At 70.9% G+C, this 15,509-nt stretch carries 12 protein-coding genes and 1 pseudogene; 4 read left to right on the top strand and 9 right to left on the bottom strand.

Annotation, left to right across the window (positions count from 1 at the left end):
- The first annotated feature begins 266 nt into the window (after nt 1–266).
- Nucleotides 267–1,388, top strand: coding sequence for an FAD-dependent oxidoreductase (locus tag ACFV1W_RS21680; protein WP_380418836.1), 1,122 nt, complete (start codon nt 267–269; stop codon nt 1,386–1,388).
- A gap of 544 nt (nt 1,389–1,932) precedes the next feature.
- Here ACFV1W_RS21680 and ACFV1W_RS21675 read toward each other — a convergent pair.
- Nucleotides 1,933–3,288 (bottom strand): HEAT repeat domain-containing protein, encoded by a 1,356-nt coding sequence (locus ACFV1W_RS21675; RefSeq protein ID WP_380418835.1) that lies wholly within the window; start codon nt 3,286–3,288, stop codon nt 1,933–1,935.
- A 204-nt stretch (nt 3,289–3,492) separates the two neighbouring features.
- On the opposite strand from ACFV1W_RS21675, the gene ACFV1W_RS21670 reads away from it, so the two are divergent.
- Entirely contained in the window at nt 3,493–4,503 is a 1,011-nt protein-coding gene (locus ACFV1W_RS21670; RefSeq protein WP_380418834.1) for an aminoglycoside phosphotransferase family protein, read from the top strand.
- Between the two features lie 317 nt (nt 4,504–4,820).
- Nucleotides 4,821–5,594 (top strand): hypothetical protein, encoded by a 774-nt coding sequence (locus ACFV1W_RS21665; RefSeq protein WP_380418833.1) that lies wholly within the window; start codon nt 4,821–4,823, stop codon nt 5,592–5,594.
- Between the two features lie 274 nt (nt 5,595–5,868).
- Here ACFV1W_RS21665 and ACFV1W_RS21660 read toward each other — a convergent pair whose 3' ends face one another.
- The 5 genes from ACFV1W_RS21660 to ACFV1W_RS21640 form a co-directional block, all read right to left on the bottom strand.
- Nucleotides 5,869–6,726, bottom strand: a complete 858-nt coding sequence (locus ACFV1W_RS21660) for a helix-turn-helix transcriptional regulator (RefSeq protein ID WP_380418832.1) — start codon at nt 6,724–6,726, stop codon at nt 5,869–5,871.
- A 70-nt stretch (nt 6,727–6,796) separates the two neighbouring features.
- On the bottom strand, nt 6,797–7,591 hold the full coding sequence (locus tag ACFV1W_RS21655) for an SDR family NAD(P)-dependent oxidoreductase (protein ID WP_380418831.1): 795 nt from the start codon (nt 7,589–7,591) through the stop codon (nt 6,797–6,799).
- Between the two features lie 321 nt (nt 7,592–7,912).
- The gene (gene gndA, locus ACFV1W_RS21650) at nt 7,913–9,358 is read right to left on the bottom strand and encodes an NADP-dependent phosphogluconate dehydrogenase (protein ID WP_380418830.1); all 1,446 of its coding nucleotides are present in this window, start codon (nt 9,356–9,358) and stop codon (nt 7,913–7,915) included.
- A gap of 82 nt (nt 9,359–9,440) precedes the next feature.
- Entirely contained in the window at nt 9,441–9,704 is a 264-nt protein-coding gene (locus tag ACFV1W_RS21645; RefSeq protein WP_380418829.1) for a hypothetical protein, read from the bottom strand.
- A 441-nt stretch (nt 9,705–10,145) separates the two neighbouring features.
- Entirely contained in the window at nt 10,146–10,979 is an 834-nt protein-coding gene (locus ACFV1W_RS21640; protein ID WP_380418828.1) for an NAD(+)/NADH kinase, read from the bottom strand.
- A gap of 727 nt (nt 10,980–11,706) precedes the next feature.
- Here ACFV1W_RS21640 and ACFV1W_RS21635 point away from each other — a divergent pair.
- Nucleotides 11,707–12,924, top strand: coding sequence for a PP2C family protein-serine/threonine phosphatase (locus tag ACFV1W_RS21635; protein ID WP_380418827.1), 1,218 nt, complete (start codon nt 11,707–11,709; stop codon nt 12,922–12,924).
- Nucleotides 12,925–13,058: 134 nt separating this feature from the next.
- On the opposite strand, the pseudogene ACFV1W_RS21630 reads toward ACFV1W_RS21635, so the two are convergent.
- The 3 genes and pseudogenes from ACFV1W_RS21630 to ACFV1W_RS21620 form a co-directional block, all read right to left on the bottom strand.
- Nucleotides 13,059–13,313: pseudogene (locus ACFV1W_RS21630) on the bottom strand (helicase associated domain-containing protein); the annotation flags it as partial.
- A gap of 53 nt (nt 13,314–13,366) precedes the next feature.
- Nucleotides 13,367–14,839, bottom strand: coding sequence for an FAD-dependent monooxygenase (locus ACFV1W_RS21625; protein WP_380418826.1), 1,473 nt, complete (start codon nt 14,837–14,839; stop codon nt 13,367–13,369).
- Nucleotides 14,840–14,943: 104 nt separating this feature from the next.
- A complete protein-coding gene (locus ACFV1W_RS21620; protein WP_380418825.1) occupies nt 14,944–15,348 on the bottom strand; it encodes a nuclear transport factor 2 family protein in 405 nt (134 codons plus the stop codon).
- Nucleotides 15,349–15,509 lie beyond the last annotated feature (161 nt).

Genomic DNA, 15,509 nt, shown 5'->3' with positions numbered 1-15,509 from the left:
CCCATCCGCATAGCGCATACCAACGGCATAGCGCGCAAATGACCGTCAGTCAGCTACGCAAACAGGCCAATCACCTTGAAGCGCCGAGATCAGTATAGTCACGAGGTCGCGAAAAACGATGTTCCGCGGTCCACCCGCCGGACATCGCACGTACATCGATGCAGATGGTTCTGATCGGTGAGCGTCTCCTTGCCGAGATCGGGCATCCCGTCCGCTTCTGGCGCTGACCACCGCCGACGCGTGTCGGCGCAACAGAGGAGCGCAGCATGCAGAGGACCATCGCCATTGTCGGAGCAGGACTGGGCGGGCTGACGCTCGCGCGGGTGCTTCAGGCTCACGGCGTCGCCGCGACCATCTACGAGGGCGAGGCTTCGGCGAAGACCCGTGCGCAAGGCGGACTGCTCGACATCCAGGTAGAAACCGGACAGGTCGCGCTTCGCGCAGCCGGTTTGTACGACGAGTTCCTCACTCTGGTCCGCCCGGGTGAGGATGCCAAGCGCGTGGTGGACCGCCACGGCACGATGCTGTTCGACATGCCTGCGGGCCCCGGTTCGGCCCGTCCAGAGGTGGATCGTGGCGAACTGCGGCGCCTGCTCATCCACTCGCTGGCACCCGGGACGATCAGGTGGGGTCACAAGCTCGCCTCGATCCGGCACCGTGTGGAGGGCGGCTACGACCTCACCTTCGCGCAAGGTTCCGCCACGCGCGCCGGCATCGTCATCGGCGCGGACGGTGCCTGGTCGAAGGTGCGTCCGCTGCTCACCCCCGCCAAGCCCGTCTACAGCGGAACCTGCTTCGTCGAGATCGCCCTCGCCTCGGGCGGCCAGGGCTGTCTGGCGAGCGTGGCCGCGATCGGCAGCGGCACGCTGATGGCGGTCGCGCCGGGCAAAGGCATCATCGCGCATCGCTACGCCGACGGGCGCGTGCGCGGATACGTGGCGCTGAACAAGCCCGAGGAGTGGATGAGGTCGATCGACTTCGGCGACCCGTCCGCTGGCCTCCGCCAACTTGCCGGCGAGTTCGATGGCTGGTCGCCGCTGCTCACCGCCTTCGTGACACAGAGCGACGTGGAACCGTGGCTCCGACCCATCTACGTCCTGCCCGTCGGGCTCAAGTGGGACAGGGTGCCCGGTGTGACGCTCGTCGGCGACGCCGCGCATCTGATGTCGCCCTTCGCCGGCGAGGGTGCGAACCTCGCCATGTACGACGGCGCGGACCTGGCGAGCAAGCTGGTTGAGCAACCCGACGTCGAGGTCGCGCTCACCGCCTACGAAGAGCGGCTGTTCCTGCGTAGTGGCGACGCCGCCAGCCGCTCGGCGCAGAACCTGGAGATCTTCTTCGGCGAGGAAGCACCGCAGAGCGCAGTCACTCTGTTCGATCGCTCCTGACCACCGCAGTCGGGTTGGCTAGCGTCCAGAAGGCCCGTGGCGCCGGTGATCGCGCGGGACTTCGGAGATGTCCTTACCTGCCAGGGTCGGCCGGCCCGTCCAGCCGGCCGACCCTGGCAGCGGTGCCATACAGGCCCGGTGCCGTGGGGGGTGTACGTACCGGGCAGTGCAGGGCACCGGCGGGCGCGTCCTGGTGGGAACGCCCGCGCGGTGCTCAACGACCGCAGTGCCCCGGCGACACGAGCACCGCGGCCAAGGCCCGGGGCAGTGAGCTCACGGCGTTGCGTGGGCCGTCCGTTGCGGGCAAGGACAGGGCCAGCAGATACGTCAGGCCCACGAGCTCGACGAATCCTTCGCCACCGGTGATCCCTCAAGCTCATGCGGCTCTTCGGGATCACCCATGCGACCGCCACGCGGTACGTCGGCGCGGCCTACCCCGAGCGTGCCGCGAAACCGCCGAGGTGACCAACCGCCAGAGCACCGAGCACGTGGTGTGGACTGTGAAACCGCCGACCATGCCGAAGACGTGCACGGCGGCGGCCTGTCAGACCTGGTCGCTCCGATTGCGCGCGCGGTAGTGCCAGAGGCCTGAAGTCCGGTGGTCGTGCTCCGAGAACGCGTCGAGCGGTCCGACCCGCTCGTACGCCTCCTCGGTTCGCGGGTGGTCGCGGCGGGCGAGTGCCCAGGCCGCCTCCAGACGCAGGTCCTTGTCCTCCTCGTCGAGGAGCGCGAGGAAGGCGTCCAGGACGGGGACGCTGCGGTCGTCGTAGCCGGAGAGGGACTCTGCGGCGTGACGCCGTACCAGGAGGGTGCCGTCACGAACCAGCAGGAGCAGGGCGTCCCGAACCACCGGTTCGAGTCGGTTGTCGGGAGTGAACCGCGGGGCGAGCGTCTGGGCGACGCAGGCCCGGACCTGGGACTCGGGATCGTGGACGAGGCCGAGCAGTGCCGATGTGGCCGCGTCGCTGCGGGCGGCCCGTTCCCGGCTCACACAGAACACGGCCTCGCTGCGTACGCTCGGATCCGGATGGCCGGTGTACCGCAGGCCGATGGCCTCCTGCTCCGGATGCCCGTGGCCGGCGTAGATGTCCAGGACGGCGGCGAGGACCTGCCCGTCTGACTCCTCCTGTGCCCAGGAGGCCAGGAAGTCGACGTCCTGGGCGACGTCCGGTGCGCGGTCCACCGACACGCAGAAGTTCCGGTACCAGATGACTTGCGCGAGGAAGCGGCGGTACACGGGGTCGGGGTGCTGCCGGAGCGAGGTGAGCTCGGACCAAATGCGCGGGCCGCGGCGCTGGCCCAGGTGGTAGGCGGCCGCGAACCAGTCGCTGTCCCCGTCCTGCGAGTGCGGAACGGCGCGTGCCATCACTTCGTCGAGGGACGGGAACACGCCGAACGCCCACTCGAGGTGGGTGAGGACGGCCCCGTGGCCGTTCCGTACGGTGTGCCCACCGAGGGAGAACTCGTCGATCGTGTCGCCGTCAGGGTCGTCGACCTGGCGTTTGACAGCCGGTTCTGCGGCTCCGGTCCGCCTGCGCAGTTCTTCGACCACGCCCGTCTCGTACCAGTGCCGGGCCAGGTCCAGCAGTTCCCGCTGGGAAGCCTCGGGCAGGCGAAGCCGAGGCTCTTTTCCGAGCACCGTGGAGACCAGCGCAGGGGAGCCGGTGTCGACCGCCCTCAGCAAGGGAGTGCTGCCGTCCGCAAGCTCGCGGTCCTGGTCGGCGCCCCCGTCGACCAGAACCTCGGCGGTGAGGTGGTCGAACCTGGCCACGGCGGTGCAGAGCAAAGGCAGTCCGTCAGGGTCCAGGGTGTCCGGCGCTGCCCCCTGTTCCAGGCATGCCCGCACCGTGTCGGTGTCCCCGGCGATCACGGCACTGGCCAACCGGTCGGCCAAGTCCAACGACGAATCCGTCAACGCTGCCCCTGATGGTGTGTTCGAACTGGCAACGTACCCGAAGTAACGGGAGGGAACCACAGCCACCCGTCGGCGACGAAGCGCTCCGCCGAGCAGGACGGAAGACCGCGCCGCGCGGAACCCTGCGGATCGGCGACATCACCCCAGCCACTCCACGGGCGGACCGCTGCCCGACTACCGTTGCTCCGCATGACCACCCGGATCGAGGTCACAGCAGAGTTGGTCCGCCACCTGTTGCGTGACCAGCATCCCGACCTGGCCGATCGCCCGGTGAGGCTCGGCGCGCATGGTTGGGACAACCAGCTGTGGCGGCTCGGCGACGACCTCGCCGTACGAATGCCCTGGGCGACACAGTCCGCCGATGCGCTGCTGCGCAAGGAGCACGCCTGGCTGCCCGTTCTCGCCCCGCACCTTCCGCTGCCGGTCCCCGTTCCGCAGCGTCTCGGCGAGCCCTCCGAGCGGTTTCCGCGGCCCTGGATCGTCACCACCTGGGTGCCGGGCGAGCCCGCCGACCGCGTCCCTGCCACGCGTGCTGCGAACGCGGCCGACAGCTTGGCCGCCTTCCTGACGGCTCTTCACCGACCCGCTCCCCCAGCGGCCCCCAGCGGCCGTGGCCGCGGGGGGCCGCTGGCCGACCACGCCGAAGGCTTCGCCGAGCAGCTCGCCTCGGCCACCGACATGGGGCTGATCCCCGACCCGGACGCCGTCCGCGCCGTCTGGGAAGACGCCGTTGCCGCACCCGACTGGACAGGCCCGGCACTCTGGCTCCACGGCGACCTGCATCCGGCCAACATCCTCACCACCAACGGCACCTTCTGCGGCGTGATCGACTTCGGCGACCTCTGCACGGGCGATCCGGCCTGCGACCTCGCCGCCGCGTGGATACTGCTGCCGGACGGCGCCGCCGACCGCTTCTTCGGGGCCTACCAGCCGTCCCCGGACATCACGGCCCTGCGCCGCGCCCGTGGCTGGGCGGTGCTGCGCGCCCTCAGCGGCATCCTCATCGGTGAGGCCGGCATCCATGGGCGCCCCGGCGGCAAGGTCACCTGGGGCCCGCCCGCCCACGCCGCATTGCGACGACTCGTCGCAACGGTCCGCCGGCCTGTTGAGCACGACCCGGTGTGGCCACCGAGCCCGTGGGGCGTGTCCGGCCACACGGCTGATCGGCCCAATCCCCGGAGCACAAGGCCAACGCCATGAACCCGCCGTCGGCAATCGTGTGCGCAGTAGGTAGATGATGCCGGCCAGGGCCGCTCGGTCCGGAAGCCGCAGTCGCCCGGGATGGCAGTGGCGTCGTTCGGGAGCGGGCGGCAGTAGCGGAGCCAGTCGCTTCCGCCGTCCGGGGCGGGCAACTTCCCGAGGCCGGCTGGCCGCCCCGCCACCTGAGTCGGGAACGAGGAACAGAGTCCGTCGCCCCCTGTGTCCTCCGCCTGCGCTAGTCTCCGGCGATGCCAAGGAATGATCGATCTTTCGTTCGGAACTGGCGGGGGACTCCCACCCTCCGCATCCGGACGGTTGTGGGCATCGTCCTCGGTGTCGCCGCGCTGGCCGGCTGCGACCCGAGTGGTGCCTCTACGACGCCCGCGAAGGGGCCATCCATATCCGGAGGCGCCACAGCCAACACGGCACCGACGGTCTCGACACCAGCCACACATACCCCTGCAACAGGCCCGGCAGCCGCATCGCTGTCCTTCAGATATCACGCGCTGGGCAAGCAGGAGTACATCGACCAGACTCTCGCTATCAACAACAATGGGCAGACCAGCGTGGTGCCCACCCTGACGATCACAGCGGTGGACAGCAGCGGCAAGGATCTGCCCGACGTGCAGGTCACCACGGCGTACGGGAGCGACCGAGGCAGTCTCGTCGTCCAGCCCGGTGGGGGCTACGACGTTCTGGCCTTCCATGGGGCTGACGCCAGACAGGTCGCCGACGTCAAAGTGAGCGTCAAAGTAACTGCCGCAGCAGACCTTCTGGCGAGCGCATCCCCGGTCGAGGCGCAACCGGCGGACTCCACAGGTCAGCCGCTGACCAAATTTGATGCATTCGACCAGGTCATCCTGAAAAACCCGAACAAGACGGCCGTGTCGGTCCGCGTCGTCTATCTGGTCTACGACCAGCCACCACCCGGAGCGTCCCAGCAGGCGATTGAAGTAGTGCCGATCGGTGAATTGACCACAGTTCCTGCCGCGGGGACTGCTTCTGTGACTGTGTTGGGAGACGCAAGGGCGGCCGTCCAGAAGTACTCAGGTGGACCAGCCGTGAGCGTCAAGACCTACTTCTCCCGGTAGTCGATCGCGCGGGGCCACCGGATCCTGGCCCCGCGCGACCGGCTCGGCGCGGTGATCGGACTGCCGCCCGCGGACGAAGTGGTCCCGGTCCCGTGGGAGCAGGGGCCCAAGGCGCTCGGTTTCCAACTGCCCGAGGACTACCGGGCGTTCGCCGACCGGTACGGGACGGTCAGCATCAGCGACGAGCTGCACACCTACACACCACAGCAGCGCCCGGTCCTGAGTCGGGGCAGCCGCCCGGCTTCGAGGGATTCCTCTGCTCCACCACGGACCCCTATGGATGCACCGCCATGCCGGCCCAGGCCAGCAGCATCCGCAGGCCGTCGTGCGATGGGCTGCCCGGCTCGGCGGCATACGTGATCAAGGCCTGATCAGGGTCGTCCGCTGCGCGCAGGGTCTCGTAGGCCAGTTCCAGATCGCCGACCACCGGATGGCGGAATCGCTTGGTCCCCGAGGTCTTGTCCTGCACCGGGTGCTCGGCCCACCAGCGACGGAAGTCCTCGCTCTTCATCGACAGTTCGCCGATCAGGCTCGCCAACTGAGGGTCCTCGGGGTGCCGTCCCGCGTCCAGGTGGAGGTAGGCCACGTTCTCGCGGGCGCACGAGGTCCAGTCCGCATACAGTTCCCGGGACGTCTCGTCGAGGAAGGTGATCCGGGCGATGTTGCGCTCGGCTCGGTCCAGGGCCGCGAAGTCGCCGAAGAGAGCGACCGCTGCCGTGTTCCAGGCCAGTACGTCCATGCGCCGGCCCATCACCATCGCCGGCATGTCCACCAGATCGTCCAGCAACCGCTGGAGCATGGGGCGCACGCGTTGCGGCCGGGCCTCGTGCCGGGGAACGTGCCGGGCGGCGGACTGCGGTCGGGCAAGGCGGTGCAGGTGCCGCGTGGCATCGCCGTCCAGCCGAAGTGCGCGGGCGAGGGCGTCGAGTACCGCGCCTGAGGGGTTGGGCACGCGGCCCTGTTCCATCCGGGTGTAGTAGTCGACGCTCACTCCGGCGAGCTGCGCGATCTCCTCGCGGCGCAGGCCCGCGACCCGGCGCTGGCCTCCGAAGTCCGGCAGGGCAACGTCCTCGGGGTGCAGGAGGGAGCGGCGGGTGCGGAGGAACTCGCCCAGGTTGATCGCTGTGCTCATACGACGATTGTGGCCGGTCGTGACGGGCGGCTGCCTGGCCCTGTCGGGGCCAGGCAGCTACCACCCAGCGTCAGGGGGCGGGGACGGCGGTCACCAGGCCCCCGTCGACGGCGATGTCCTGGGCGGTGATGTACGACGACCGCGGGGAGAGAAGGAAGGCCACGGTCTCGGCAACGTCCTGGGCCTGGCCCAGCCGCCCCAGCGGCACCTGGGAGCGGATGGCATCGTGCGAGGCAGGGTCCGGGTTGGCGGCATCGAACATCTCGGTCACGATGTAGCCCGGGCTGATCGAGTTGACCCGGATACCACGCCCGGCGAGATCACTGCCCAGCGTGCGGGCCAGATTGTGGACGGCGGCCTTGGTGGCCGCGTACACCGGTGCGACGCCCAGGCCCCGGTGCAGTGTCCACGAGGCATTGATCACGATGGATCCGCCACCCGCCGCCCTGACCAGCGGTAGAACCTTCTGGACCGTGAAGAACACCCCCTTGAAGTTGACGTCGACGCTGAGGTCGAAGTCCTGCTCAGTGACCTCGCCACTGCGCTGGAACACTCCGACCCCGGCATTGGCGAACACCCCGTCCAGTCGTCCGTGGCGCTCACGGATCAGGGCGGCCAAGCGGTCGAGATCGGTGAGGCTGGCGGAGTCGGCCCGGACGGTGAACAGCCGGGCACCGTGGTCGGACACCTTGTCCAGTTGTTCGGCCGCGCGGTCGAGGCGGGCATCATCGCGGCCGGTAATGACGATATCGGCGCCGGCTTCCAGGAGCAGACGCGCGGTGGCCAAGCCCATCCCGCTGGTTCCGCCGGTGATCAGGACGACACGGTTGTGGAAGCTGGTCACATCGCTGTTGCTGTCGGTCATGACCACAGCCTCGCCACCAGCCTTCGGGCCAACCAGGCCCGGAACAACCTGGGTTTCCCAGAGCCCCCTTCTACAGGCAGCCGAGACAGCCGTCACCCCGCCGCCCTGGACGTCCAACGATGCGACCCCACGCCCCGGCCCGGAACGGACCGCCGTCGCGGAAGGGTTCGGTCCCACCCGACAACCGGGCTCGTGCGGCCCGGACCACCTGCGCCCCGCGGTGTGAAGCGACTCGGAACAGGGGCGACCGGCCGGTGGAGGCCGCTCTCCGGCCTGCGTGGGACCGGTGAAACGCCTTTGTTCGTAGGGTGGTTGATGGTATCAGCGCTCTTCCTCCGGGCGGCCATCGACTTCCCAGCGGGTGTGGAAGGCCCCGTCCCGGTCGACCCGGCGGTAGGTGTGCGCGCCGAAGAAGTCCCGCTGTCCCTGCACCAGTGCGGCTGGAAGACGCTCCGCCCGGAGGGCGTCGTAGTAGGCGAGCGCGGTTGCGAAGCCGGGCGCGGGCACCCCCAGTTGGGCCGCCACCGAGACGACCCGTCGCCAAGCCGACTGCGCGGAGCCCAGCGCCTCCCGGAAGTGCGCGTCGGTCAGCAGCGTGGGACGCTCCCGGTCCGCCTCGTACGCGGCCCGGATCCGGTCCAGGAACCGAGCCCTGATGATGCAACCGCCGCGCCAGATCGCGGCCATCTCACCGGGGTCGATCTGCCAGGAATACTCCGCGCTGCCGGCCTGGATCTGGTTGAAGCCCTGGGCGTAGGCCACCATCTTGGAGGCGTACAGAGCCTGCTCCACGTCGGCCGCGAACCGGTCCGCTGCCGCGCTGTCGAGCCACGTCTCGGTGGGACCGGGCAGCCCCCGTCCGGCCTGCCGGAGCGGCACGCTGCCGGACAGCGCCCGGGCGAAGACCGCCTCGGCGATCCCGCTCACGGGCACGCCGAGCTCCAGCGCGCTCTGGACCGTCCAGCGGCCGGTGCCCTTCTGCTCGGCCTGGTCCAGCGCGACGTCGACGAAGGGCTTCCCGGTCGCCGCATCGGTGTGGGCGAGGACCTCGGCGGTGATCTCGACCAGGTAGGACTCCAGGCGCCCGGCGTTCCAGGTCCGGAAGACCTCGGCGATTGCGTCGGGCTGCAGTCCCGCCCCGTGCCGCAGCAGGTCGTACGCCTCGGCGATGAGCTGCATGTCGGCGTACTCGATCCCGTTGTGGACCATCTTGACGAAGTGACCGGCGCCGTCCGGTCCGACATGGGTGCAGCAGGGCTTGCCGTCGACCTTGGCCGCGATGTCCTCCAGCAACGGCCCCAGGACCCGGTAGGCCTCCGGTGTACCGCCGGGCATGATGCTCGGCCCCTCCAGCGCGCCCTGCTCACCACCGGAGATCCCGCTTCCCACGAAGTGCAGTCCGTGTTCCCGTAGGGCCGCCTCCCGCCTCCTGGTGTCGAGGAAGTGCGCGTTCCCGCCGTCCACCACCACGTCGCCCTCGTCGAGCAGCGGCACCAGCTCCTTGATGACCGCGTCGGTCGGCGCCCCGGCCTTGACCATGATCACGATCAGACGGGGGCGTTCCAGGGCCGCGACGAACTCCTCCGTGGTCCCGGCGGCCACGAACTCGCCCTCATGCCCGAACTCCTCCAGCAGCGCCGTGGTCCGCGCCTGCGTGCGGTTGTGCACAGCCACGCGGTATCCGTGGCGGGCGAAGTTCCTGGCCAGGTTGCGGCCCATCACCGCCAGTCCGGTGACGCCGATCCGGGCGGGTGACTGCTCGATCATGGCGGGAACCTCCAAGGGCTCGGGACCTGGGGCTGTCGGGATCGAGGACGTCGGGTGCCGGAGTTCGCCCGGCGCCCGGTCCCTACTCCGCGACGAGCGCGAGGACCTCGTCCTCGGGAAGCTCGACGTACTCCTGCCCCTCCACCTCGATCTCCGATCCGGAGAGCCTGTGGAAGAGGATCTTCTGACCGACCTTGACGTCCACCGGGTGCGGCTTGCCGCTCTCCAGCTGCCGGCCGGGCCCCACCGCCACCACCTCGCCCTTCCACCTCTCCGGGTCCTGCGGGGTCGAGTCCCCGATCGGCTTGACGATCACGTGATCGTGCTTCGGGTGGAAGTCGGGCATGACATGGTCCTCTCACATAGGCAGCCCCCCGCACACACATCGATTCTGCCGGGGTTCGAGGTTCCCGCACCCGGACGGAAGCGGGGTACGGGAGAACGGAACCCGTCACGAGCCGCGGGCCAGGACGAGCGGGTCCAGCGTGTCGCTGCCGACCCGCGTCCGCGTCACCGGCCGCCCGGAGCCCGCGCGGCGTGGCGGCCCCGTCGCCCGTCCGCCATCGCGCTCCGTGCTCCTGGCCCGGCCACTGCCCGAGGCGGGGCGGTGGAGCTGCCGGGCGAGGTGTACTCCGTTCGGATGCAGTACACCTGGCACTCCTGACCGCGGCGGGCCGGCCCGCGCCTCGGCCACCTGGCGGCGGGCCGACGGGAACGCCGCCCGCCGGCGCCGCCCGTCGGACCCGTAACCCGCAGCCGCGGACCGCGAACCGCCACCAGACCCAGGTCAGCCGAGTTCCGCCGAGCCGGTGAGTCGCAGTTTGCGCTGGGCCCGTTGGTAGAAGGTGGTGCGGCCGAGTCGTACGACGCGTGCCGCGCCGGGCAGCATCGTCACCTCGACGACGTCGCCCGGCGAGACGTGGCCGACCAGGAGGCCGTCGGCCTCGACGGCGAGATCACCGCTGCGCGGCTGGACCTCCAGGGCGAGCACCTCCCCGCTGGAAAGGAAGACGGACCGGTTGAACGCGGCGTGTGGAGCTACGGGCGTCACCAGCAGCCCCTCGGCGTTCGGAGAGACGATCGGGCCGCCGGCGGAGAAGCTGTAGGCGGTGGAACCGGTCGGCGTGGCAACGACGACCGCGTCTGCGGTGTAGGCCACGAAGGGCTGGTTCTGGACCACCACCGCGACGGCTGCGGACCTGTGCCCGGGGCTGCGCAGGAGCACCACGTCGTTGAGTGCCGTCTCCCCGACATCGCCGAACCGGGCGTGGACGCCGGAGCGGGCTTCCACGGTGAACCGGTGGTCGTCGACGGCGTCGAGTGCGGCGGGAAGCTCCGGTATGTCGACCTCGGCGAGGAACCCCAGCCGTCCGACGTTGACCCCCAGTACGGGCGCGTGGCCACCGACCACGAGCCGCATCGCGCGCAGCATCGTGCCGTCTCCGCCGAGGCTGATCACCAGGTCTGCGCTCGCGGCCATCTCGTCGGCCTCGACCGGTACGGCCTCGCAGCCGATCCGTGCCACCTCCGCCGCCAGCCCCAGGACCTTCGCGCCCCGGGCCCGGCTCCACCGGACGACCGCGTCCACGGTGGGCGCGCACGTGCGCTCAGGGTGGAGCACCAGCCCCACTGTGCCGATGAAACCCATCCGGAGCACCTCGATGTCGGTCGGCCCGCCGTCACCCTCTCCCAGTCACGCACAGCCGATCAGCACCTTCAAGTCACCGCCCGGGCGCGAGATCGTGCAGACCCTCCAAGCTGCCACTGGCCCGGGGTGCGGTCAAACTGCCAACAGGTCACACCCAGGAAGGGGCCCAGGAGCGCCCAGGACGCCGGGGGCGCCGGGGGCGCCGGGCCCCGGGCGCCGAGACGGCGGCCACCATGGCGGCGAAACAGGGCCAGTAGCTCCAGGGTGCCGATCCTGGCACCGGAAGAAGCCTTCTCCATCTCGGCGAACCTGGTGACCAGTCGAGCATCGTCGATCCGCGCCTTCCACGTGAGAGCGAGCCCAAAGCTCCCGAGGCGCACGGGGAGTTCCGCCAGCGGTCCTCCAGGCGCCCGCCCGCCCGGCGGCCTGGCCGACCGCCGCTGCGCCGACGAGGAGGCTGTGCGGCTGTTCAGTCGGGGGTTCGGTTCGGCCACCCGTCACCCGTCCCGCCTGCGCCGGTTGGCCGCAGCACTCCCCCCCAAGCGCGGGCACCACCGGCGGTGTGCTTCGGAGCGAGGGCGCCGACACGGCTATGGTCCGCGGCTGACGCAGCGCGCCGTTGAGTCGCCGTCAGCTGGGTGGCGTGATGATGAGGAGATCGCCGGAGCCGTCCGGCGCGGACGGGGAAGGGGCAGCGCTCGTGTCAGTCCAGGACGGTCTCGGGGAGGTCCTCGCCCACGTGCTGGCCGCCTGCCACCGCCTTGCCCCCCGTGAGATCCCCGAGCTGGTGGAGGACGCCGGGCGCCGCCTGGGGCTGTCCCAGGCACGGATCTACCTCGCGGACGTGCAGCAGCACCACCTGGTCGCCCTGCCCACCCCGGCCCAGGCACCGGGAATCGCCGCCGGCGCACCCGTGGAGCTGGAGAAGCTGTCCGTTGACACCTCGCTCGCCGGGCGTGCGTACCGCACGCAGGCGGTGCAGCTCGCCGCGGCCCGCGCCCGTGCAGACCGGGTGGGATGGCTTCCCCTGGTGGACGGTATCGGCCGCGTCGGTGTTCTACAGGTGGCCGCGCCTGTCCTCGACGAGCCGCTGCTGGAGCGATGCACCGCTCTCGCCTCACTGGCCGCCATGATCGTGGCAACCAAGCAGCCCTACAGCGACGTCCTGGCCCAGACGATGCGCACCCGGCCGATGACACTGCAGGCGGAACTGCTGTGGGCGTTCGTGCCACCGCGCACGATCGGGACGTCTGCGGTGACCTCCACCGCCCTGCTGGAGCCGGCCTACGAGGTCGCCGGCGACGCCTTCGACCACAGCCTGGCCGGCAGCCGCCTGCACCTGACCCTGCTCGACGCCATGGGCCACGACCTGGCCTCCGGCGGCTGCAGCGCCGTGGCGCTGGCGGCATGCCGCTCCACCCGGCACGCGGGCGGCAGCCTGACCGACATCGCCGACAGGATCGACCAAACCCTGGCCCGCTGGATCCCCGAACGCCTGCTGACCTGCGTCATCGCCGACCTCGACACCGTCACCGGCCGCCTCGACTGGATCAACTGCGGCCACCCGGCACCGCTGCTGATCCGCGACCACCACGTCGTGCCCGGCGCACTCCAACGCACCCCGCACCTGCCATTGGGCGTGGGCGGCTCCTACTCCCCACCGCAGGTCCACACCCTCCAGCTCCAACCCCACGACCGCGTGCTGCTGTTCACCGACGGCGTCACCGAGGCCCGCTCCGCCGACGGCGAACTGTTCGGCGAAGAGCGCCTGACCCACACCATCGTGCGGGCCATGGCCGACGGCCTCCCCGCGCCCGAGGCGCTACGCCGCCTGATCCAGCAGATCCTCCTGCACCAGAACCAGCACCTACGGGACGACGCCGCCGTCCTCCTCGCCGAATGGCACCCCAACCGCTGACCCCGCCCGAACGGGTGCGGGCCGCGAGCCAGACCTTGCGGCCTCAAGGCGACCGGCGCGTTCGGGGCAGCACGGCCGGCGCGTCGTTGCCGTCGCGCGCTGACGACGACCGGACCATCGTCAGCCCGGTGCCGTCATCCCAGCAGGCCGCCGTTCAACACCCGGGTGATCACGGTTTTGGGCGTGGCCGCGCTCCCAGGCGTTGTGTTCTTCGACCAGATCATCCCGAGCGCATCCGGCCCGCTGACCCGGGCAGGGTCGAGCAGGCCCTGGCCGTTCAGGTGGCGCTGGCGGGTGAGCCAGGAGATCAGCTCGCCGTGCTTCGCCTTGTCGGTGGGGTCGGGGCGGCCGTGCTCGACGTGAAACACGGCGGCGACGGCGTGCATGCGCTGCCACTCGACCGCGCGCGGGTCAGCCGGCGGCTGGGCTCACCGAGCGGCGTTCAGCGGCACAGGGTGCGCAGGGCCGCGCGGCAGTGCGCGGCCCGGCGCTGCGGGTCGGTGTCGGTGCTGGCCCAGGCGATCCGGGCGTCCGACCGGATCAGGACTGCGGTGACGTCCCCCCAGACCGGATGTGAGTCCTCGGTATTGACGGCTACCGTGTGCTGGTCCAGGCCGGGCGCGGAACACGGCGTCCGCGTCCCGCCGAGGTCGAGCAGCAGCGGTCGGCCGTGGTGCATCAGCGGGTGGGCGGTGGGTGCGCCAGCCGCGTCCAGGACGAGGCCGGCCAGTCGCGTGCCACTCAGCGGGTGCGCGTCGGGTGCGGTGCCGGCGGGGAGCGGGTCGTCGAAGCCGGCGATCCTGCGGGCCCACTGGCGGTTGGTCTGCGGTTCGGCCAGCGCGGCGGACCAGACCTCGCGCAGCGCGATCTGTTCCGGGCTCGCCGCGGCGAACAGGGCGAGTTGAGCGCGGGTGTTGTCGATGACGGCGCGGGCGGCCGGCCGACGCTCCGTGTCGTAGCTGTCGAGCAGTCCGTCGGGTGCCCGGCCCTGGAGGGTGGCGGCCAGCTTCCAGCCCAGGTTGGTGGCGTCCTGGATGCCGAGGTTCATGCCCTGCCCACCCGCGGGGAAGAACATGTGCGCCGCGTCCCCGGCCAGCAGCACCCGTCCGGCCCGGTACCGCGCTGCCTGCCGGGTGGCGTTGCCGTAGCGCGACAGCCACTGGGGGTTGCGGATGCCCAGGTCCCGTCCCAGTAGCGTGCGGGCCTGCTCGCGCACCTCCTCCAGCGTCAGCGCTTCGCCGGTGCCGTGGTGCACGGTGGCCGTGGACAGGCCCGCCAGCCGGTGGACGCCGTCGCCGATCGGGGCCACCAGGAACGAACCGGCCGGCCCGGCGGCGGCGAGCGGCGCGGTGGGCGGATCGTCGAGTTCGACGTCGGCGAGCCACCCGGTCATGGTGGTGTCCTGGCCGGGGAAGTCGATGCCGGCCGCCCGGCGCACCGCGCTGCGGGTGCCGTCGCAGCCCACCACCCAGCGGGCCCGTACGGTCCGGTGGGTGCCGCCGGCCCGGATCACCACCTCGACGGCGTCCGGCCCCTGGGCGAGCGAGACGGCCTCCTCCCCGCGAAGCACCCGGGCGCCCACGGCGACCGCGTGCTCCTCCAGGAGCTGTTCGGTGACGGACTGGCCGAGCGCCAGCATGAACGGGTGCACCGCCCCGACCGTGGAGAAGTCCAGCCGGGTGGTCGCCGCGCCGAAGTGGCCGGTCGACACCGGCGTACCGCGTTCGATGAACCGCTCCGCGAGGCCGCGGGTGGCGAAGGTGTCCAGCGTGCCGGCCTGCATGCCGACCGCGCGCGACCGTCCGTCCGGTGCCGCCCGGCGTTCCACGACGGTCACCTCCACCCCGTGCAGGCGCAACTCCGCGGCGAGCCAGAGCCCCACCGGGCCGGCCCCGGCGATGAGCACGTCGAGCATGACAAGCACTTCCTCTCACTCTTGGGACGATGCGCGGTGGCGGAGGCGCGCCGATGTGCTGGGACAGGGCGGCGCGCCTCGTGGCGTCAGGTGGGCAGTGCGGCTCAGCGGGCGCTGCCGAGGTTCCGGTCGGCGTCGGCGCCTTCGAGCATGAGGGTGGTCTCCTCGATGCGGCGGAAGCGGCCGTCGGGGGCGAACTCGGCGAAGAGGTAGACCTCCATGCGGACGGTGGAGCCGTCGGCCTTGATGACCTCCATCGTGTGGCGGTCGGCGTAGCGGTCACCGGACGAGAGTTCGTCGTGCACCTCGACCGAGCCGCCGGCCACGACCGTGCGCAGGTGGGCGATGTGGGCCAGGAACTCGGTGCGGTCCGCCCACTCTCCGTCGGTGCGCTGGCGGTAGTCGGGGGCGAAGTGCCGGTCGGCGGCCTCGTCGAGGTCGAGGCCCGGGGTGAGGAGCAGGTCGGTCAGGGCGGAGCGGGCGTCGGTACGGGTGCTGGCGTTGGTCATGACGGTCCCTCGGGGTTCGCGTTTCGACAGATGTGCGTGCCTTGAACACGCATATGCACCGTACTACAGATTGCGTGCTCCGCGCACGCTGTTTTTTGGGTCATGCCTGCCGGCGCGGGACACGAGATCGCCGACGCTCTTGGAGCCTTGCTCAGACGAAG

It is taken from the genome of Kitasatospora sp. NPDC059648, from assembly GCF_042734825.1.
Lineage (GTDB): Bacteria > Actinomycetota > Actinomycetes > Streptomycetales > Streptomycetaceae > Kitasatospora.
The sequence above is the reverse complement of the archived record's forward strand: the minus strand, read 5'-3'. Positions and strand labels throughout refer to the sequence as shown.

Coding starts and splice junctions, on each gene's coding strand:
- ACFV1W_RS21680 (WP_380418836.1), top strand. CDS start 267: ATGCAGAGGACCATCGCCATTGTCGGAGCAGGACTGGGCGGGCTGACG.
- ACFV1W_RS21670 (WP_380418834.1), top strand. CDS start 3,493: ATGACCACCCGGATCGAGGTCACAGCAGAGTTGGTCCGCCACCTGTTG.
- ACFV1W_RS21660 (WP_380418832.1), bottom strand. CDS start 6,726: ATGAGCACAGCGATCAACCTGGGCGAGTTCCTCCGCACCCGCCGCTCC.
- ACFV1W_RS21655 (WP_380418831.1), bottom strand. CDS start 7,591: ATGACCGACAGCAACAGCGATGTGACCAGCTTCCACAACCGTGTCGTC.
- gndA (WP_380418830.1), bottom strand. CDS start 9,358: ATGATCGAGCAGTCACCCGCCCGGATCGGCGTCACCGGACTGGCGGTG.
- ACFV1W_RS21645 (WP_380418829.1), bottom strand. CDS start 9,704: ATGCCCGACTTCCACCCGAAGCACGATCACGTGATCGTCAAGCCGATC.
- ACFV1W_RS21625 (WP_380418826.1), bottom strand. CDS start 14,839: ATGCTCGACGTGCTCATCGCCGGGGCCGGCCCGGTGGGGCTCTGGCTC.
- ACFV1W_RS21620 (WP_380418825.1), bottom strand. CDS start 15,348: ATGACCAACGCCAGCACCCGTACCGACGCCCGCTCCGCCCTGACCGAC.